This is a genomic window from Pseudomonas entomophila L48 (assembly GCF_000026105.1).
Classification (GTDB): domain Bacteria; phylum Pseudomonadota; class Gammaproteobacteria; order Pseudomonadales; family Pseudomonadaceae; genus Aquipseudomonas; species Aquipseudomonas entomophila.
Genome location: NC_008027.1, coordinates 1,874,540 through 1,891,953, shown reverse-complemented (window position 1 = coordinate 1,891,953; position 17,414 = coordinate 1,874,540). Strand labels below are relative to the sequence as shown.

19 protein-coding genes are annotated in these 17,414 nt (G+C 64.9%); 16 read left to right on the top strand and 3 right to left on the bottom strand.

From position 1 onward, the window contains the following. The first annotated feature begins 263 nt into the window (after nt 1-263). A complete protein-coding gene (locus PSEEN_RS08435) occupies nt 264-791 on the top strand; it encodes an RNA polymerase factor sigma-70 (RefSeq protein ID WP_011533064.1) in 528 nt (175 codons plus the stop codon). Nucleotides 792-872: 81 nt separating this feature from the next. Here PSEEN_RS08435 and PSEEN_RS08430 read toward each other — a convergent pair whose 3' ends face one another. Then, a complete protein-coding gene (locus PSEEN_RS08430; RefSeq protein WP_044488705.1) occupies nt 873-1,886 on the bottom strand; it encodes a GNAT family N-acetyltransferase in 1,014 nt (337 codons plus the stop codon). 63 nt (nt 1,887-1,949) lie between these two features. After that, nucleotides 1,950-2,750 (bottom strand): substrate-binding periplasmic protein, encoded by an 801-nt coding sequence (locus PSEEN_RS08425; RefSeq protein WP_011533062.1) that lies wholly within the window; start codon nt 2,748-2,750, stop codon nt 1,950-1,952. 191 nt (nt 2,751-2,941) lie between these two features. Here PSEEN_RS08425 and PSEEN_RS08420 point away from each other — a divergent pair, with 191 nt between their 5' ends. Then, complete coding sequence (locus PSEEN_RS08420) at nt 2,942-3,493, top strand: 3'-5' exonuclease (RefSeq protein ID WP_011533061.1); 552 nt, start codon at nt 2,942-2,944, stop codon at nt 3,491-3,493. A gap of 72 nt (nt 3,494-3,565) precedes the next feature. After that, nucleotides 3,566-3,850, top strand: coding sequence for a pyrimidine/purine nucleoside phosphorylase (ppnP, locus tag PSEEN_RS08415; RefSeq protein WP_011533060.1), 285 nt, complete (start codon nt 3,566-3,568; stop codon nt 3,848-3,850). A gap of 125 nt (nt 3,851-3,975) precedes the next feature. Here the strand turns inward: ppnP and PSEEN_RS08410 are convergent, their stop codons facing one another. Further along, on the bottom strand, nt 3,976-4,665 hold the full coding sequence (locus tag PSEEN_RS08410) for an alpha/beta family hydrolase (RefSeq protein WP_011533059.1): 690 nt from the start codon (nt 4,663-4,665) through the stop codon (nt 3,976-3,978). A gap of 49 nt (nt 4,666-4,714) precedes the next feature. Between PSEEN_RS08410 and ccoN (PSEEN_RS08405) the strand changes: the two genes are divergently transcribed. From ccoN (PSEEN_RS08405) to PSEEN_RS08345, 13 genes are all read left to right on the top strand, one after another. Then, a complete protein-coding gene (ccoN, locus tag PSEEN_RS08405; RefSeq protein ID WP_011533058.1) occupies nt 4,715-6,139 on the top strand; it encodes a cytochrome-c oxidase, cbb3-type subunit I in 1,425 nt (474 codons plus the stop codon). 13 nt (nt 6,140-6,152) lie between these two features. Continuing rightward, on the top strand, nt 6,153-6,761 hold the full coding sequence (gene ccoO, locus PSEEN_RS08400; protein WP_011533057.1) for a cytochrome-c oxidase, cbb3-type subunit II: 609 nt from the start codon (nt 6,153-6,155) through the stop codon (nt 6,759-6,761). Between the two features lie 5 nt (nt 6,762-6,766). Next, a complete protein-coding gene (locus PSEEN_RS08395) occupies nt 6,767-6,961 on the top strand; it encodes a cbb3-type cytochrome oxidase subunit 3 (protein ID WP_011533056.1) in 195 nt (64 codons plus the stop codon). Continuing rightward, nucleotides 6,958-7,899 (top strand): cytochrome-c oxidase, cbb3-type subunit III, encoded by a 942-nt coding sequence (gene ccoP / locus PSEEN_RS08390; protein WP_011533055.1) that lies wholly within the window; start codon nt 6,958-6,960, stop codon nt 7,897-7,899. Before PSEEN_RS08395 ends, ccoP (PSEEN_RS08390) begins: the two co-directional genes overlap by 4 nt. Nucleotides 7,900-8,360: 461 nt before the next feature. Beyond that, complete coding sequence (ccoN, locus tag PSEEN_RS08385; RefSeq protein WP_011533054.1) at nt 8,361-9,803, top strand: cytochrome-c oxidase, cbb3-type subunit I; 1,443 nt, start codon at nt 8,361-8,363, stop codon at nt 9,801-9,803. Further along, nucleotides 9,803-10,411 (top strand): cytochrome-c oxidase, cbb3-type subunit II, encoded by a 609-nt coding sequence (gene ccoO / locus PSEEN_RS08380; RefSeq protein ID WP_011533053.1) that lies wholly within the window; start codon nt 9,803-9,805, stop codon nt 10,409-10,411. Before ccoN (PSEEN_RS08385) ends, ccoO (PSEEN_RS08380) begins: the two co-directional genes overlap by 1 nt. Before the next feature lie 5 nt (nt 10,412-10,416). Further along, nucleotides 10,417-10,608, top strand: a complete 192-nt coding sequence (locus tag PSEEN_RS08375; RefSeq protein WP_011533052.1) for a CcoQ/FixQ family Cbb3-type cytochrome c oxidase assembly chaperone — start codon at nt 10,417-10,419, stop codon at nt 10,606-10,608. After that, complete coding sequence (gene ccoP / locus PSEEN_RS08370) at nt 10,605-11,582, top strand: cytochrome-c oxidase, cbb3-type subunit III (protein ID WP_011533051.1); 978 nt, start codon at nt 10,605-10,607, stop codon at nt 11,580-11,582. The genes PSEEN_RS08375 and ccoP (PSEEN_RS08370) overlap by 4 nt, the downstream gene beginning before the upstream one ends. A gap of 302 nt (nt 11,583-11,884) precedes the next feature. Continuing rightward, a complete protein-coding gene (gene ccoG / locus PSEEN_RS08365; RefSeq protein WP_011533050.1) occupies nt 11,885-13,300 on the top strand; it encodes a cytochrome c oxidase accessory protein CcoG in 1,416 nt (471 codons plus the stop codon). 15 nt (nt 13,301-13,315) lie between these two features. Next, nucleotides 13,316-13,843, top strand: coding sequence for a FixH family protein (locus PSEEN_RS08360; protein WP_011533049.1), 528 nt, complete (start codon nt 13,316-13,318; stop codon nt 13,841-13,843). Nucleotides 13,844-13,996: 153 nt separating this feature from the next. Next, the gene (locus PSEEN_RS08355; RefSeq protein ID WP_011533048.1) at nt 13,997-16,468 is read left to right on the top strand and encodes a heavy metal translocating P-type ATPase; all 2,472 of its coding nucleotides are present in this window, start codon (nt 13,997-13,999) and stop codon (nt 16,466-16,468) included. Then, on the top strand, nt 16,450-16,662 hold the full coding sequence (ccoS, locus tag PSEEN_RS08350) for a cbb3-type cytochrome oxidase assembly protein CcoS (protein ID WP_011533047.1): 213 nt from the start codon (nt 16,450-16,452) through the stop codon (nt 16,660-16,662). Before PSEEN_RS08355 ends, ccoS begins: the two co-directional genes overlap by 19 nt. Beyond that, on the top strand, nt 16,655-17,338 hold the full coding sequence (locus tag PSEEN_RS08345) for a sulfite exporter TauE/SafE family protein (protein ID WP_011533046.1): 684 nt from the start codon (nt 16,655-16,657) through the stop codon (nt 17,336-17,338). Before ccoS ends, PSEEN_RS08345 begins: the two co-directional genes overlap by 8 nt. The last annotated feature ends 76 nt before the right edge of the window (nt 17,339-17,414 follow it).

Below are 17,414 nucleotides of genomic sequence, written 5' to 3'. Positions count from 1 at the left end.
GGGCAGGCGGCGCTCGGCAACCGGATGTACACAGGGGAACGGATGGACAGGGGAAGAAATTAGCTTGGCCAGCCCGAAGGGCAGGACGCGACCGGCGGGAAAAGTTGAAGGCCGTCACAGGCCGTGGCTTAGAACCAAACGCAACGTAAAATCATTAACTTTCGTATTTGACAATCATTATCATTCTGAATAGTTTGTCGCACGTCGTAGGAAGCCTCCTAGCTTGGTGTGCTCCCTTTTCCCACAGAGACAAGGTGATTTCCATGGCGGAACAACTATCCACAAGTAAGTGCGATTCACCACTGCTCCAGGCGTTCGTCGACAACCGCAGCATCCTGGTCAAGATCGCCGCGCGCATCACCGGGTGCCGGTCCCGCGCCGAAGATGTGGTGCAGGATGCCTTCTTCCGGCTCAGCGCCGCCCCGCAGATCACCTCGTCGTTCAAGGCCCAGCTCAGCTACCTGTTCCAGATCGTGCGCAACCTGGCCATCGATCACTACCGCAAGCAGGCCATGGAGCTGAAATACTCGGGCAGCGAAGAGGAAGGGCTCAACGTGGTCATCCAGAATGCCTCGCCCGAAGCCACCCACATCAACCTCGCCACCCTCGAACACATCGCCGACGCCCTCAACGAACTGCCCCAGCGCACACGCTACGCCTTCGAGATGTATCGCCTGCACGGGGTGCCGCAGAAGGACATCGCCAAGGAGCTTGGGGTGTCGCCGACGCTGGTCAACTTCATGATCCGTGATGCGCTGATCCATTGCCGCAAGAGCAGCCGCCTGGGCTGATAGCCAGCGTCACGATCGTTTCGCCGGCAAGCCGGCTCCTACGGGAATCTCTGTAGGAGCCGGCTTGCCGGCGAACCAGCCTTACACCAATTTGCAGCGTTCGAAGAACCGCTCCCGCCCCAGGATCATCAGCGCCGCCCGCTTGTGCGGGAAATCGAACTCCTTCTCGCAGTGGAAGCACTGGTCGTGCATGTAGCCGATCATCTTGCCGTTGTCGGCCCGCGGCTCGGCCACCACGCGCTGGGTACGCGGGTCGTCGAGGAACAGGTAGTGCACCAGCGCCGACAACCAGCTTGCCACCTTGTGCGGGCCACGGTGCGCCTCCTCCCCCACCAGCATGTGGATGCCACGATCGTAGTCGTCGGCCGGATAGAACGGCGCGATGCGGTCCTCCTTGGCCCAGTAGGCCTCGAAGTAGGCAAAGGGCTCGTCATCGAAGCAGCCGATCAGGGTCAGGGTATGCGGATCGGTTTCCAGCTTGGCCAGGTACTCGCGGTGCTGGGCGAGCGAGCCGCCTTCCTGCCAGAAGTGCACGACCCGTGGGTTGTTCTGCCAGCGGTTGAAGCGCTCAAGGTCCTGGTCGATTTCCAGGGTGCGCAGTGACACCCAGGCCCCAAGGCGCGCATCAAAGCGCCGGTACACCTCACCCCGCGGCTTGGGCCCGCGCCGAGGGTGGCGCTTGCCGTTGCTGATCTGCATCTGCTGGGGGTAAGCCCCGGCAACGGACGCTCCCAGCCAGGGCTGCGGCAATTGCCAGAACAGCGTGCGCTCACAGAAATACTCGCCCGGCCGCTCACCGACCACCAACAGGCCGCTGGCCAGCGCCTGCGGTATCGGCTGCGGCAGTTGCCAAGCCAGTCGCTGGCAGGCCGGGTCACGGGACAGCAACCAGTAGCAGGCTGCCCACAATGCCTGCTCCGGGCGTTGTGGGCAGAGCTGCTCGAGGTGGACTTCAAGTCGGGCTGCCGCCTCCAGACGCACCTGGATCAACGGGCGACCTTCAAGGGTCAGGCTCAGGCGGCAATCGCCCTCGTCAGCCTGCAGGCTGTGCCAGCGGGGTGCGCAAGAAGGCTGCGAAGCGGCATCGAACGGCATGGTCATGGCTCACGGGAATGAAATAAAGGCTCACTCCTGAATACGTGGCCACCCCCGTGGAATTTAGTCGTGGGGTTTTTCCACGGTGATCTGGTAAGGCTGGAAGATGCGCAGCAATTCACCGTTCTCGCGCAGACGGCGCATCAACGCGGCAAATGCTTCGGGGCTGATCGGCGCGTCGGGGCGCAGCAAGGCGTAGTGATGATAGACCTGGTCGACCCGCTGTGACGCCATGAGCTGGCCGGCGCTCTGCGGGTTGCGCTTGAGGAAATCGCTCAGATACGAACGGGTGACCAGGGCGATGTCGGCGCGCCCACGCTCGACCATGGACAGGTTGCTGTCGTGGGAATAGGTCAGTGCCGCCCGGTAGCGCTCCTTCAGGTACGCGGGGTCGGCGTTGAAATCGGCGAAGGCATAATGGTAGCCATTGAACAGCGCCAGGCGCTTGCCTTCCAGGTCATCAAAATAGTGCTGATCGCGCCCCGACTGCGGTCGGGCGACAAAGATCTCGGCATCCTCGAGCCCCATGTCCACCGACTTGTGGGCGATCTCCTGCCACCCCCATTGCGGGTTCTCGAAGATCGCCATGTCGGTGCGTCCTTGCTGGAAGTCACCGAAACGCCGCGGAATCGACGTGGGCACCAGCACGAAGCGGTACCCCGGTTGCAGGTTGTTCAGTGCCTCGACCAGTTGCGGCAGCAGGCCTGTGTCGGCGCCCTGCTCCGGGCGTACGGTATAGGGCGGGAAATGCGCCGCGCCGATCTTTACCTCGACCGCCTCGTCGGCCCGGGCCACGGCACTGAGCAACAACGCGGCGAACAGCAGCAGGGAGGACGACACCTTGAGGCGGGGCAGTGGGATCAAGTCGAGACACTCATCACGGGTTGTGGCCTTAATTCACCTAAGCTAGGCGTTTTCCCGTACGGGCACAACCGCCGGATATGCCAAAGTGCCAGGGGATGCCGTTCGCCGCGACTTTGGCTACGCTCTACGGGCCTGCGTGAAGGGTCGTTGCGAGACGCCGCAGGCCACTGTGCATTGATAGGGAGCCTGGCATGGGCCACTGGTTGGTGATCGACCTGGAAGCTACCACCGATGACGGCGGCTGGCCGGTCACGGAGATGGAAATCATAGAAATCGGCGCAAGCCTGGTCACCCGCGAAGGCCGCGAGGTCGACCATTTCCAGCGCTTCGTGCGGCCCCGGCGGCGGCCGCAACTGACGCCGTTCTGCCGCGAACTGACCCATATCAGCCAGGCCGACGTCGACAACGCCACGCCGTTCAGCGAGGTCTGGGGGCAGTTCGAGCGCTGGCTGGTGAACCACCAGGCGCAACTGCAGGCCTGGGTGAGCTGGGGCGACTACGACCGCAAGCAGCTGCTGCAGGAGTGGCAGGTGCATCATGTCGACAGCCTGTTGCTGAAGCTGCCGCACATCAACCTCAAGCAGCGTTTCGCCAAGGCCCGTCACCTGCAACGCCCGGCGGGGCTGAACAGCGCCCTGCAACTGGCCGGGCTGCAGTTCTCCGGGCAGCAGCATCGGGCCCTGGAGGATGCCCGCAACACGGCGCGCCTGCTACCGTTGAGCCTGCCGGTTGGCGGCGCCTGAAACAGATGACGCAAGGGCAGGCCTTGGGCATACTGGCCAGCCCTTTTTTCATCCCTTTTCCAGGAGTCGCCCATGTTCAAGGTCAATGAATACTTCGATGGCACCGTCAAGTCGATCGCCTTCGAAGGCCAGGAAGGTCCGGCCACCGTGGGCGTGATGGCCCCGGGCGAATACGAGTTCGGCACCGCCAAGCGCGAGATCATGCACGTGGTTTCCGGCGCCCTGACCGTCAAGCTACCGGGCAGCGACAACTGGGAGAAGTTCGCGGCAGGCAGCCAGTTCAACGTGCCGGCCGACAGCAAGTTCCAGCTGAAGGTGGCTGTAGACACCGCCTACCTGTGCGAGTACCGCGACTAAGCACGCCGGCCCCTACGCCATTTCCGGGTAGGAGCGGCTTTAGCCGCGATGCAGGCGAAACGATGCCTGGCACCCGCTGCGCGGGTGATCGCGGCTAAAGCCGCTCCTACAGGGGTTGGTTGTCTTCATGAGAGAAACCCCGCCACCCGCTCCGCCGCAGCCTGCAGATGCTGCTCATGGCTGAACCCGGAAACCTTCAGCGGCTTCAGGTCATGATCCGCCGCCGCCAGCCAGTGCACCTCGATCGCCGGCGATAGCACATACCCCTGCACCGCCTCTCGATTACCCAGGGCATCACGCTCGCCCTGGACGATCAACGTGCGCGTGCGCAACCCCGCCAGGTGCTCGACCCGCGGCTTCTCCGGCTTGCCCACCGCGTAGAACGGATACCCCAGGCACACCAACGCGTCGGTCCCCAGCTCATCGGCCAGCAGGCTGGCCATGCGCCCGCCCATGGACTTGCCGCCAATGGCCACGGGGCCTGCGGCCAATGGTCGCACCTGGTCGTACACATTGCGCCAGCATTCAAGCAACACCTTCTGTGGATTGGGCGGCCGCCTGCCGCCGTCGACACGGCGCTGGGCCATGTACGGAAACTCGAAGCGCACCACCCCTACCCCTTGCCCCGCCAGCCTTTGCGCCATGTCCTCCATGAATCCGCTGTCCATCGGCGCACCCGCGCCATGGGCCAGGATCAGGCAACCGCGGTAACCGCGATCTGCCGAGATTCGCGGAGGATCGCAGCGCAAGCCTGGGACATTTCCGATCTTCGCCCATTGATCCCCGTCAATACCGGCACTTTGCCCATTACTCATGCTTGCCTCGCTGTTTAGCCTGCCTATAACCGTGGATGGGAACCCATACATGAACACAACCAGCAGTACCGCCTACAACTACCAGGTGGTCCGCCAATTCGCCATCATGACGGTGGTGTGGGGCATCGTCGGGATGGGGCTCGGCGTCTTCATTGCCGCCCAGCTCGCCTGGCCCGCCCTCAACCTTGACCTGCCGTGGACCAGCTTCGGCCGCCTGCGACCCTTGCACACCAACGCGGTGATCTTCGCCTTCGGCGGCTGTGCCCTGTTCGCCACCTCGTATTATTCGGTGCAACGCACTTGCCAGACCACCCTGTTCGCGCCACGCCTGGCCGCGTTCACCTTCTGGGGCTGGCAACTGGTGATCCTGCTGGCGGCGATCAGCCTGCCGCTGGGCTACACCAGCACCAAGGAATACGCCGAACTGGAATGGCCGATCGACATCCTGATCACCATCGTCTGGGTGGCCTATGCCGTGGTGTTCTTCGGCACGCTGATGAAGCGCAACACCAAGCACATCTATGTGGGCAACTGGTTCTTTGGCGCCTTCATCCTGACCGTGGCGATCCTGCATATCGTCAACAACCTGGAAATTCCGGTCAGCCTGACCAAGTCCTACTCGGTCTACGCCGGTGCCACCGATGCCATGGTGCAGTGGTGGTACGGCCACAACGCCGTGGGCTTCTTCCTCACCGCCGGCTTCCTGGGGATGATGTACTACTACGTGCCCAAGCAGGCCGAACGCCCGGTGTATTCGTATCGCCTGTCGATCGTGCACTTCTGGGCGCTGATCACCCTGTACATCTGGGCCGGCCCGCACCACTTGCACTACACCGCGCTGCCGGACTGGGCGCAGTCGCTGGGCATGATCATGTCGCTGGTGCTGCTGGCCCCGAGCTGGGGCGGCATGATCAACGGCATGATGACCCTGTCGGGTGCCTGGCACAAACTGCGCAGCGACCCGATCCTGCGCTTCCTCGTCGTGTCGCTGGCGTTCTACGGCATGTCCACCTTCGAAGGCCCGATGATGGCCATCAAGACCGTCAACGCCCTGTCCCACTACACCGACTGGACCATCGGCCACGTGCACGCCGGCGCCCTGGGCTGGGTGGCGATGATCTCGATCGGCGCGCTGTACCACACCATCCCCAAAGTGTTCGGCAAGGAGCGCATGTACAGCCTCGGGCTGATCAACGCGCACTTCTGGCTGGCCACCATCGGCACCGTGCTCTACATCGCCTCGATGTGGGTCAACGGCATCGCCCAGGGCCTGATGTGGCGCGCGGTCAACAGCGACGGCACGCTGACCTACTCGTTCGTCGAAACCCTGGTGGCCAGCCACCCCGGCTTCGTCGTGCGCTTCGTCGGCGGCGCGATCTTCCTCAGCGGCATGTTCCTGATGGCCTGGAACACCTGGCGCACCGTGCGTGCGCCGGCCGCCGAGCAAGCCACCGCCAACGCCCAGCTGGCTTGAGGAGTAGAGCCTGATGAACCATGAAGTCGTTGAGAAAAACATAGGCCTGATGGCCCTGCTGATGGTGTTCGCCGTCAGCATCGGCGGCCTGACGCAGATCGTCCCGCTGTTCTTCCAGGACGTCACCAACAAGCCGGTCGAGGGCATGAAGCCCTACAACGCCCTGCAGCTCGAAGGCCGCGACATCTACATCCGCGAAGGCTGCGTGGGCTGCCACTCGCAGATGGTCCGGCCGTTCCGCGCCGAAACCGAGCGCTACGGCCACTACTCGGTGGCCGGCGAGAGCGTGTGGGACCACCCGTTCCTGTGGGGCTCCAAGCGCACCGGGCCGGACCTGGCCCGTGTCGGTGGCCGCTACTCGGACGACTGGCACCGCGCGCACCTGTACAACCCGCGCAACGTGGTGCCCGAGTCGAAGATGCCGTCCTACCCGTGGCTGGTGGCCAGCCAGGTCGACAACAGCCACACCGACGTCAAGATGCGCGCCCTGCGCACCCTGGGCGTGCCCTACACCGACGACGACATCGCCGGTGCCAAGGACGCGGTCAAGGGCAAGACCGAGATGGACGCGCTGGTCGCCTACCTGCAGGTGCTCGGCACCGCGATCAAGAACAAGAGGTGAGTGCGATGGACATCGACATCGGCATGATCCGCGGCCTGGGCACCCTGGTGGTGATGATCGCCTTCATCGGCCTCTCGCTCTGGGTGTTCAACCGTCGCCGCGACCGTGATTTCGCCGAAGCGCGCCTGCTGCCCTTCGTCGACGACCGCCTGCCCCCTGCCGGGCAGGAACCTGCTGCCATGAGGAGTACCCGGCAATGACCACCTTCTGGAGTACGTATATCAGCGTACTGACCCTCGGCAGCCTGATCGGCCTGACCTGGCTGCTGCTCGCCACCCGCAAGGGCCAGAGCAGCGACACCACCGACCAGACCATGGGCCACAGCTTCGATGGCATCGAGGAATACGACAACCCGCTGCCCAAATGGTGGTTCTGGCTGTTCGTCGGCACCCTGGTGTTCTCGGTGGGCTACCTGATCCTCTACCCGGGCCTGGGCAACTGGAAAGGCATCCTGCCCGGCTACGAGAACGGCTGGACCCAGGTGGACGAGTGGCAGAAAGAGATGGACAAGGCCGATGCCAAGTTCGGGCCGATCTTCGCCAAGTACGCCGCCATGCCGGTGGAGGACGTGGCCAAGGACCCGCAGGCGTTGAAGATGGGCAGCCGCCTGTTCGCCTCCAACTGCTCGGTATGCCATGGCTCGGACGCCAAGGGCTCCTACGGCTTCCCCAACCTGACCGACAAGGACTGGCGCTGGGGCGGCGAGCCGGAGACCATCAAGGCTTCGATCATGAACGGCCGCCACGGCATCATGCCGGGCTGGGCCACGGTGATCGGTGAACAAGGCGTGGCCGATGTGGCGGCATTCGTGCTGACCAATCTCGACGGTCGCACCCTGCCGGCGGATGCCAAGGCCGACCCGGTCAAGGGCAAGGAGCTGTTCGCCACCAACTGCGTGGCCTGCCACGGGCCTGAAGGCAAGGGCACCCCAGCCATGGGCGCGCCCAACCTGACCCACCCACAGGCGTTCATCTACGGTTCGAGTTTTGCCCAGCTGCAGCAGACCATCCGTTATGGCCGCCAGGGCCAGATGCCGGCGCAGCATGACATCCAGGGCAACGACAAGGTCCACCTGCTGGCGGCGTATGTGTATAGCCTGTCGCAGGATCAAGCCGCAGAAACCGTAACCGCCAAGTAACCCCCGCTTCGCCGGCAAGCCGGCTCCTACAGGTAGGAGCCGGCTTGCCGGCGAAAGGGCTGCGAAGCAGCCCCACCCTCCCCCGCCTTGCACCCCCTCCGAACGCAACTAAGCTTGTTGCCACAGTGGCTCCGCTCGCAGCGACCGGAACAGACGTGGTGCACAGCCTGACATCACGCATCGACTCCACGCTCACGAGTCTGCGGCTTTGGGATGACGCCTTGCGTGCCCGTCCCTCGTTTAAAAAGCTTGACCGAACGATCAGAAAAACATGGAAAACGGTACACATTACAAATATTTATTTGTGTACAATCGTTCAGCCCCCACGCCACGGGACGGTGGTGGAAAGGGCCTGGACACGGGTCGGCGCGAGTCTCCTTGCGTTGCCATAACCCTGGTGGTTATCGATACTGGCGCCGATTTACCAACCAACAAGAACACCCAAACCGTGGAACCTTAGAATGAGCACTGCAATCAGTCCGACTGCTTATAACTATAAGGTCGTCCGCCAGTTCGCCATCATGACGGTGGTCTGGGGGATCCTTGGCATGGGGCTCGGCGTCTTCATCGCCTCGCAACTGGTCTGGCCCCAGCTCAACCTGGACCTGCCATGGACGAGCTTCGGCCGCCTGCGCCCGCTGCACACCAACCTGGTGATCTTCGCCTTCGGTGGCTGTGCCCTGTTCGGCACCAGCTACTACGTGGTGCAGCGCACCTGCCAGACCCGCCTGATCTCCGACAGCATGGCCGCCTTCACCTTCTGGGGCTGGCAGGCGGTGATCGTCGGCGCGCTGATCACCCTCCCCATGGGCTTCACCACCACCAAGGAGTACGCCGAGCTCGAGTGGCCGCTGGCGATCCTGCTGGCCATCGTCTGGGTCACCTACGCCCTGGTGTTCTTCGGCACCATCGTCAAGCGCAAGACCAAGCACATCTACGTCGGCAACTGGTTCTACGGCGCCTTCATCGTGGTCACCGCGATGCTGCACATCGTCAACCACATCTCGCTGCCGGTCAGCCTGTTCAAGTCGTACTCGGCCTACGCCGGCGCCACCGACGCGATGATCCAGTGGTGGTACGGCCACAACGCCGTGGGCTTCTTCCTCACCACCGGCTTCCTGGGGATGATGTACTACTTCGTACCGAAGCAGGCCGAACGCCCGATCTACTCGTATCGCCTGTCCATCGTGCACTTCTGGGCGCTGATCACCCTGTACATCTGGGCCGGCCCCCACCACCTGCACTACACCGCCCTGCCGGACTGGGCGCAGTCGCTGGGCATGGTGATGTCGATCATCCTCCTGGCCCCGAGCTGGGGCGGCATGATCAACGGCATGATGACCCTGTCGGGGGCCTGGCATAAGCTGCGCACCGACCCGATCCTGCGCTTCCTCGTCGTGTCGCTGGCGTTCTACGGCATGTCCACCTTCGAAGGCCCGATGATGGCCATCAAGACAGTGAACTCGCTGTCGCACTACACCGACTGGACCATCGGCCACGTCCACGCCGGCGCCCTGGGCTGGGTGGCGATGATCTCCATCGGCGCGGTCTACCACATGATCCCGAAACTCTACGGCCGCGAGCAGATGCACAGCGTCGGGCTGATCAACGCGCACTTCTGGCTGGCCACCATCGGCACCGTGCTGTACATCGCCTCGATGTGGGTCAACGGCATCACCCAGGGCCTGATGTGGCGCGCCATCAACGACGACGGCACCCTCACCTACTCCTTCGTCGAAGCGCTGCAGGCCAGCCATCCGGGCTTCATCGTCCGCGCCCTGGGCGGTGCGTTCTTCGCCTCCGGCATGTTGCTGATGGCCTACAACGTATTCCGCACCGTGCGCGCCGCCAACCCGGTTCAGGCTGAGGAAGCCGCCAAGATCGTCGTCGTGGGAGCCCACTGATGAAGCATGAAGCAGTCGAGAAGAACATTGGCCTGATGGCCTTCTTCATGGTCATCGCCGTCAGCGTCGGTGGCCTCACGCAGATCGTCCCGCTGTTCTTCCAGGACGTCACCAACAAGCCGGTCGAAGGCATGAAGCCGCGCACCGCGCTGGAGCTCGAAGGGCGCGACATCTACATCCGCGAAGGCTGCGTGGGCTGCCACTCGCAGATGATCCGCCCGTTCCGCGCCGAAACAGAACGCTACGGCCACTACTCGGTGGCCGGCGAGAGCGTGTGGGACCACCCGTTCCTGTGGGGCTCCAAGCGTACCGGCCCGGATCTGGCCCGCGTCGGCGGCCGCTACTCGGACGACTGGCACCGCGCGCACCTGTACAACCCGCGCAACGTGGTGCCTGAGTCGAAGATGCCGTCGTACCCATGGCTGGTCGAGAACAAGCTCGACGGCAAGGACACCGCCAAGAAGATGGAAGTCCTGCGCACCCTGGGCACGCCGTACACCGACGAAGACATCGCCGGCGCCCGCGACGCGGTCAAGGGCAAGACCGAGATGGACGCCCTCGTCGCGTACCTGCAAGGCCTTGGCACCCTCATCAAGAGCAAACGGTGACATTGATGGATATCGGCACGATTCGCGGCCTGGGCACCGTCGTGGTGCTGGTGGCCTTCGTGGGCCTGGCGCTGTGGGTGTTCAGCCCACGGCGCAAGCAGGAATTCGACGAGGCAACGCAGTTGCCGTTCGCCGACGACCCCGAGGCCACCCGACACGTCGAGCAAGCGCAAGCTTCTAGGAGCAAACAACAATGACAACCTTCTGGAGTCTGTACGTCACCGTCCTGACCCTGGGCACCATCTTCGCCTTGACCTGGCTGCTGCTGTCGACCCGCAAGGGCCAGCGCGAAGAGATCACCGACGAAGTCGTCGGCCACGCCTTCGACGGCATCGAGGAATACGACAACCCGCTACCGAAGTGGTGGTTCTGGCTGTTCGTCGGCACCGTCGTCTTCGCCCTCGGCTACCTGGTGCTGTACCCGGGCCTGGGCAACTGGAAAGGCGTGCTCCCCGGTTACGCGTACGTGGACAACGACAAGAAGACCGAGTTTTCCAACGGCCAGGCCGGCTGGACCGGCGTGCACGAGTGGGAGAAGGAAATGGCCAAGGCCGATGCCCGCTTCGGGCCGATCTTCGCCAAGTTCGCCGCCATGCCCGTCGAGGAAGTGGCCAAGGATCCGCAGGCACTGAAGATGGGGGCGCGCCTGTTCGCCTCCAACTGCTCGGTGTGCCACGGCTCCGACGCCCGTGGCGCCTATGGCTTCCCCAACCTGACCGACAACGACTGGCGCTGGGGCGGCGAGCCGGAGACCATCAAGACCACCATCATGAACGGTCGCCACGGCGTGATGCCGGGCTGGGCCACGGTGATCGGCGAACAGGGCGTGGCGGACGTGGCGGCCTTCGTGCTGACCAACCTCGACGGCCGCAAGCTGCCCGAGGACGCCAAGGCCGACCCGGTCAAGGGCCAGCAGATCTTCGCCACCAACTGTGTGGCCTGCCACGGGCCTGAAGGCAAGGGCACCCCGGCCATGGGCGCACCGAACCTCACGCACCCGCAGGCGTTCATCTACGGTTCGAGCTTCGCCCAGTTGCAACAGACCATCCGCTACGGTCGCCAGGGGCAGATGCCGGCCCAAGCGCAGATGCAAGGCAACGACAAGGTGCACTTGCTGGCCGCTTATGTGTACAGCCTGTCGCATCAGGCGGAACCGACCAAGACCGAGTAAGGCAGGCCAAACCTCTCGCGGATGAATCCGCTCCTACAGGTTCAGCGCGATACCTGTAGGAGCGGATTCATCCGCGAGAGGCCGGTACTGACACCACAATTCCTGCAAGCCTCATGACCTGAATCAATTGACACCCGCCATAACACGATTCACACCACGAACCCAACGCGACTAAAGGTCGCACTGCGGCCCCGACGCGCCGCGACAGGCGTATCATGGGCCGCAGAGCGCTAGCAGCATGCGCGAGACCGCAGCCGGCACGCACTGGCTACGGCGTTTTTCCACTGCCGTGGGACTTGATGATGAGCAAGCAAATTCCGGTACATGACGTCACCCCGCCTGCCAACAAGGGAAAGGATTCCGTCGACCTCTACGCCTCGCGTGAAAAAATCTACACCCGCGCCTTCACCGGCATCTTCCGCAGGCTGCGGATGGTCGGCGGCGCGGTGCTGTTCCTGCTGTACTTCGGCACCGTCTGGCTGAACTGGGGCGGCCACCAGGCCGTCTGGTGGAACCTGCCCGAGCGCAAGTTCTACATCTTCGGCGCCACCATCTGGCCCCAGGACTTCATCCTGCTCTCGGGCATCCTGATCGTCGCCGCCTTCGGCCTGTTCTTCATCACTGTGTACGCCGGCCGGGTCTGGTGCGGCTACACCTGCCCGCAGAGCGTATGGACCTGGGTATTCATGTGGTGCGAGAAAGTCACCGAGGGTGACCGCAACCAGCGCATGAAACTGGACAAGGCGCCCATGAGCGCGAACAAGTTCCTGCGCAAGCTGGCCAAGCACAGCCTGTGGCTGCTGATCGGCTTCGTCACCGGCATGACCTTCGTCGGTTACTTCTCGCCGATCCGCGAGCTGGCCATCGAGTTCTTCACAGGCCAAGCCGACGGCTGGGCCTACTTCTGGGTCGGCTTCTTCACCCTGGCCACCTACGGCAACGCCGGCTGGCTGCGCGAACAGGTGTGCATCTACATGTGCCCGTATGCGCGCTTCCAGAGCGTGATGTTCGACAAGGACACCCTGATCGTCTCCTACGACCCGCGCCGTGGCGAAACCCGCGGCCCGCGCAAGAAAGACATCGACTACAAGGCCAAGGGCCTGGGCGACTGCATCGACTGCACCATGTGCGTGCAGGTCTGCCCCACCGGCATCGACATCCGTGACGGCCTGCAGATCGAGTGCATTGGTTGCGCCGCCTGCATCGACGCCTGCGACAGCATCATGGACAAGATGAACTACCCCAAGGGGCTGATCAGCTACACCACCGAGCACAACCTGTCCGGGCAGAAGACCCACATGCTGCGCCCGCGCCTGATCGGCTACGCCCTGGTGCTGCTGGTGATGATCGGCGCCCTGGCCACCGCCTTCGCCACCCGCTCGCTGGTGGGCTTCGACGTGGCCAAGGACCGCGTGCTGTACCGCGAGAACGCGCAAGGGCGGATCGAGAACGTTTACAGCCTGAAAGTGATGAACAAGGACCAGCGCGACCACGTCTACGTGCTCGATGCCGCCGGCCTGCCCGACCTGCAGCTCGAAGGCCACCGCGAAATCCGCGTCGCCGCCGGCGACATCGTCAACCTGCCGGTGCAGTTGTCGGTCGCCCCGGAAAAACTGCCCTCGACCACCAACGAAATCACCTTCATCCTCAAGGACGCCGACGACAGCGCCAGCCAGGTTGAAGCCAAGAGCCGTTTCATCGGCCCACAGATCCGCTGAGAGAGAACACGAACAATGCCTGCCGCCACCGCCACCAGCCCCTGGTACAAGCACCTCTGGCCCTGGATCATCATCGGTATCCTGGCCACCTCGGTGTGCCTGAGCCTGACCATGGTCAGCATCGCCGTGCGCAACCCGGACAACCTGGTCAACGACAACTACTACGAGGCCGGCAAGGGCATCAACCGCTCGCTGGACCGCGAGTTGCTGGCCCAGACCCTCAACCTCAAGGCCAGCGTGCACCTGGACGAACTGACCGGTGAAGTCGAGGTGCGCCTGACCGGCAACAGCAGCCCAGAAGCCCTGGAGCTGAACCTGATCTCGCCGACCCAGCCGGACAAGGACCGCAAGGTCCAGCTGGCGCGCAGCGAGCCTGGGCGCTATGTCGGGCAACTGGCCGACAAGGTCGAGGGGCGGCGTTTCGTCGAACTGCTGGGCAGCCAGGACAACCATGTGTGGCGGTTGTTCGAAGAGGAGAAGGTCGAGCATGGCGTGACCTTGCAACTGGGGGATGAAGCGCTGCAAGGTGCCGAACGTCAGTAATACCCTGTTGGCGAGGCTGCCTCGCCAACACTGAACCTTCTGTAGGAGCGGCTTCAGCCGCGATGCAGGCTACGCGGTGTGTGGCACCCGACAAGCGGGTGATCGCGGCTGAAGCCGCTCCTACAAGGTCCGCGCCAGCCAGAAGAGATGTCGATGACCCAACCCACCCCCTGCTACCACTGCGCCCTGCCCGTCCCCGCCGGCAGCCGCTTCACCGCCGTGGTCCTCGGCGAGCCCCGGCCGTTCTGCTGCCCCGGCTGCCAGGCGGTGGCCGAGTCCATCGTCGCCGGGGGCCTGGAGCACTACTACCAGCACCGCAGCGACACCAGCGCCAACCCCGAGGCCCTGCCCCGCCAATTGCAAGACGAGCTGGCCCTGTACGACCGCAGCGACGTGCAACAGTCATTCGTACGCCACGAAGGCGAGCTGGCCGAAACCACCCTGATGGTCGAAGGCATCAGCTGCGCCGCCTGCGGCTGGCTGATCGAGAAGCACCTGCGCAACCTGCCCGGCGTCGCCGAGGCACGCCTGAACCTGTCCAACCACCGCCTGCTGGTCACCTGGGCCGACAGCCAGCTGCCGCTGTCGAAGCTGCTGGCCGAGCTGCGCCAGATCGGCTACGCCGCCCACCCCTACCAGCCCGACCAGGCCGCCGAGCAACTGGCCCGGGAAAACCGCAGCGCCCTGCGCCGCCTCGGCGTGGCCGGGCTGCTGTGGTTCCAGGCAATGATGGCGACCATGGCCACCTGGCCGGAATTCAACATCGACCTGTCGTCCGAACTGCACACCATCCTGCGCTGGGTCGCGCTGTTTCTCACCATCCCCATCGTGTTCTACAGCTGCGCGCCGTTCTTCAAGGGCGCCGCCCGCGACCTGCGCACCCGCCACCTGACCATGGACGTTTCGGTGTCACTGGCCATCGCCCTGGCGTTCTGCGCCGGGATCTGGACCGCGATCAGCGGGAGTGGCGAGCTGTACTTCGACACCGTGGGCATGTTCGCACTGTTCCTGCTCACCGGCCGCTACCTGGAACGCCGCGCCCGCGAACGCACGGCAGCCGCCACCGCGCAGCTGGTCAACCTGCTGCCCGCCTCGTGCCTGCGCCTGGATTCAAATGGCCAGGCCGAACGCATCCTGCTGGGTGAGCTGCGCCTTGGCGATCACCTGCAGGTGCTACCCGGCGCGGTGATCCCGGCCGATGGCCGTATCGTCGACGGCCGCTCCAGTGTCGACGAATCGCTGCTCACCGGCGAATACCTGCCCCTGCCCCGTCGCAGTGGCGACACGGTTACCGGCGGCACGCTCAACGTCGAAAGCACCCTGACCGTCGAAGTCCAGGCCCTGGGCCAGGACTCGCGACTGTCGGCGATCGTCCGCCTGCTGGAACGGGCGCAACTGGAGAAGCCGCGCCTGGCCGAAATCGCCGACCGCGCCTCGCAGTGGTTCCTGCTGTTCAGCCTGGTGGCAGCTGCGGTCATTGGCCTGGCCTGGTGGTACCTCGACCCTTCGCGGGCGTTCTGGATCGTCCTGGCGATGCTGGTTGCCACCTGCCCCTGCGCCCTGTCGCTGGCCACCCCTACCGCCCTCACCGCCGCCACCGGCACCCTGCACAAGCTTGGCCTGCTGATTACCCGCGGTCATGTGCTGGAGGGCCTGAACCAAATCGACACAGTGATCTTCGACAAGACCGGCACCCTCACCGAAGGCCGCCTGGCCCTGCGCAGCATTCGCCCACTGGGGCGACTGGACAGCGACCAGTGCCTGGCGCTGGCTGCCGCCCTGGAAAACCGTTCCGAACATCCCATCGCCCGCGCGTTCGGCCGCGCTGCACGCCCTGCCGAGGAGGTCAACGCCGTCCCCGGCCTGGGCCTGGAGGGTGAGATGGACGGCCAGCGCCTGCGCATCGGCCAGGCCACCTTCGTCTGCGCCCTGAGCGGTGCCGAGGTGCCCGCCGTGCCCGAGCCGCGCGGGCAATGGCTGCTGCTGGGTGATCGTCGCGGCCCGCTGGCCTGGTTCGGCCTCGACGACCGCCTGCGCGACGACGCCCCGGACCTGGTCGCGGCGTGCAAGGCGCGTGGCTGGCAGACCCTGCTGCTGTCCGGCGACAGCTCGCCCATGGTCAACGAAGTCGCCACCCAGCTGGGCATCGACACGGCTGTCGGCGGCCTGCGCCCGGACGACAAGCTGGCCCGCCTCAAAGCCCTACAGGCCGAAGGCCGCAAGGTGCTGATGCTGGGTGACGGGGTGAACGACGTGCCGGTGCTGGCCGCCGCCGACATCAGCATTGCCATGGGCAGCGCCACGGACCTGGCCAAGACCAGCGCCGACGCGGTGCTGCTGTCCAACCGCCTGCAGGCGCTGGCGCAGGCCCTCGACCTGGCCCGCCGCACCCGCCGCAACATTGTCGAGAACCTGCTTTGGGCGACGCTGTACAATGGCCTGATGCTGCCGTTCGCCGCGCTGGGCTGGATCACCCCGGTCTGGGCGGCGGTCGGCATGTCGGTCAGTTCGCTAATCGTCGTGCTCAATGCCCTGCGCCTGACCCGCCTGCCGGCAGGCGCGGGCAAGCCCGCGAACGAGGCGACCCAGCCCGGAAGGACCAACCTATGCCCGCCCTCTATGTGATGATCCCCGCCGCCCTGCTGCTGGTCGGCGTCGCCGTGTACATCTTCTTCTGGGCGGTGGACAGCGGCCAGTACGACGACCTCGAAGGCCCGGCCCACAGCATCCTGTTCGACGACCAGGACCCGCGACATCAAGCGGCCGCCAAGCCGGAACCAGACCAGCCCGAAGAAAAGGACTCGACCCCGCGTGCTTGAACTGCTTCCCCTGCTCGGTTCGGCGCTGGTCCTGGGCCTGCTGGGTGGCGGCCACTGCCTGGGCATGTGCGGCGGCCTGATGGGCGCCCTGACGCTCGCCATCCCCCCAGAGCAACGCGGCCGCCGCCTGCGCCTGCTGCTGGCCTACAACCTCGGGCGCGTGCTCAGCTACGCCTGCGCCGGCTTGTTGCTGGGCGTGGCCGGCGTGGCGCTGGCCAGCAGTCCGTTGGCCATCGGCTTGCGGGTCGTCGCGGCCCTGCTGCTGATCAGCATGGGCCTATACCTGGCAGGCTGGTGGAGCGGACTGACCCGCATCGAAACCCTCGGTCGCGGCCTGTGGCGGCACGTGCAGCCGCTGGCCACGCGGCTACTGCCGGTGTCCAGCCTGCCTCGCGCCCTGTTGCTCGGCGCGCTGTGGGGCTGGCTGCCCTGCGGGCTGGTGTACAGCACCCTGCTGTGGGCGGCGAGCCAGGGCGATGCTCTGCACAGCGCGGCGCTGATGCTGGCGTTCGGCGTGGGCACTTGGCCGGTGCTGCTGGCCACGGGGCTGGCAGCCGAGCGGGTTGGCGCACTGTTGCGCAAGCGCGGGGTGCGCGTGGCCGGCGGATTGCTCGTGGTCCTGTTTGGTGTATGGACCTTGCCTGGACCTCACCAGCATTGGCTCATGGGGCACTGAGCAAAGCGGTTCGCCGGCAAGGCCGGCTCCTACAGGTTCCGCGCTAGCCGTTATAGAGGCCGGCCTTGCCGGCGAA

What these genes read in the sequence shown, in the direction of transcription:
- ccoN (WP_011533054.1), top strand. Translation starts at nt 8,361, where the DNA reads ATGAGCACTGCAATCAGTCCGACTGCTTATAACTATAAGGTCGTCCGC.
- ccoO (WP_011533057.1), top strand. Translation starts at nt 6,153, where the DNA reads ATGAACCATGAAGTCGTTGAGAAAAACATAGGCCTGATGGCCCTGCTG.
- PSEEN_RS08435 (WP_011533064.1), top strand. Translation starts at nt 264, where the DNA reads ATGGCGGAACAACTATCCACAAGTAAGTGCGATTCACCACTGCTCCAG.
- PSEEN_RS08430 (WP_044488705.1), bottom strand. Translation starts at nt 1,886, where the DNA reads ATGCCGTTCGATGCCGCTTCGCAGCCTTCTTGCGCACCCCGCTGGCAC.
- ccoS (WP_011533047.1), top strand. Translation starts at nt 16,450, where the DNA reads ATGCCCGCCCTCTATGTGATGATCCCCGCCGCCCTGCTGCTGGTCGGC.
- PSEEN_RS08420 (WP_011533061.1), top strand. Translation starts at nt 2,942, where the DNA reads ATGGGCCACTGGTTGGTGATCGACCTGGAAGCTACCACCGATGACGGC.
- ccoN (WP_011533058.1), top strand. Translation starts at nt 4,715, where the DNA reads ATGAACACAACCAGCAGTACCGCCTACAACTACCAGGTGGTCCGCCAA.
- ccoP (WP_011533051.1), top strand. Translation starts at nt 10,605, where the DNA reads ATGACAACCTTCTGGAGTCTGTACGTCACCGTCCTGACCCTGGGCACC.
- PSEEN_RS08395 (WP_011533056.1), top strand. Translation starts at nt 6,767, where the DNA reads ATGGACATCGACATCGGCATGATCCGCGGCCTGGGCACCCTGGTGGTG.
- PSEEN_RS08360 (WP_011533049.1), top strand. Translation starts at nt 13,316, where the DNA reads ATGCCTGCCGCCACCGCCACCAGCCCCTGGTACAAGCACCTCTGGCCC.
- ppnP (WP_011533060.1), top strand. Translation starts at nt 3,566, where the DNA reads ATGTTCAAGGTCAATGAATACTTCGATGGCACCGTCAAGTCGATCGCC.
- ccoG (WP_011533050.1), top strand. Translation starts at nt 11,885, where the DNA reads ATGAGCAAGCAAATTCCGGTACATGACGTCACCCCGCCTGCCAACAAG.
- PSEEN_RS08355 (WP_011533048.1), top strand. Translation starts at nt 13,997, where the DNA reads ATGACCCAACCCACCCCCTGCTACCACTGCGCCCTGCCCGTCCCCGCC.
- PSEEN_RS08375 (WP_011533052.1), top strand. Translation starts at nt 10,417, where the DNA reads ATGGATATCGGCACGATTCGCGGCCTGGGCACCGTCGTGGTGCTGGTG.
- ccoO (WP_011533053.1), top strand. Translation starts at nt 9,803, where the DNA reads ATGAAGCATGAAGCAGTCGAGAAGAACATTGGCCTGATGGCCTTCTTC.
- ccoP (WP_011533055.1), top strand. Translation starts at nt 6,958, where the DNA reads ATGACCACCTTCTGGAGTACGTATATCAGCGTACTGACCCTCGGCAGC.
- PSEEN_RS08410 (WP_011533059.1), bottom strand. Translation starts at nt 4,665, where the DNA reads ATGAGTAATGGGCAAAGTGCCGGTATTGACGGGGATCAATGGGCGAAG.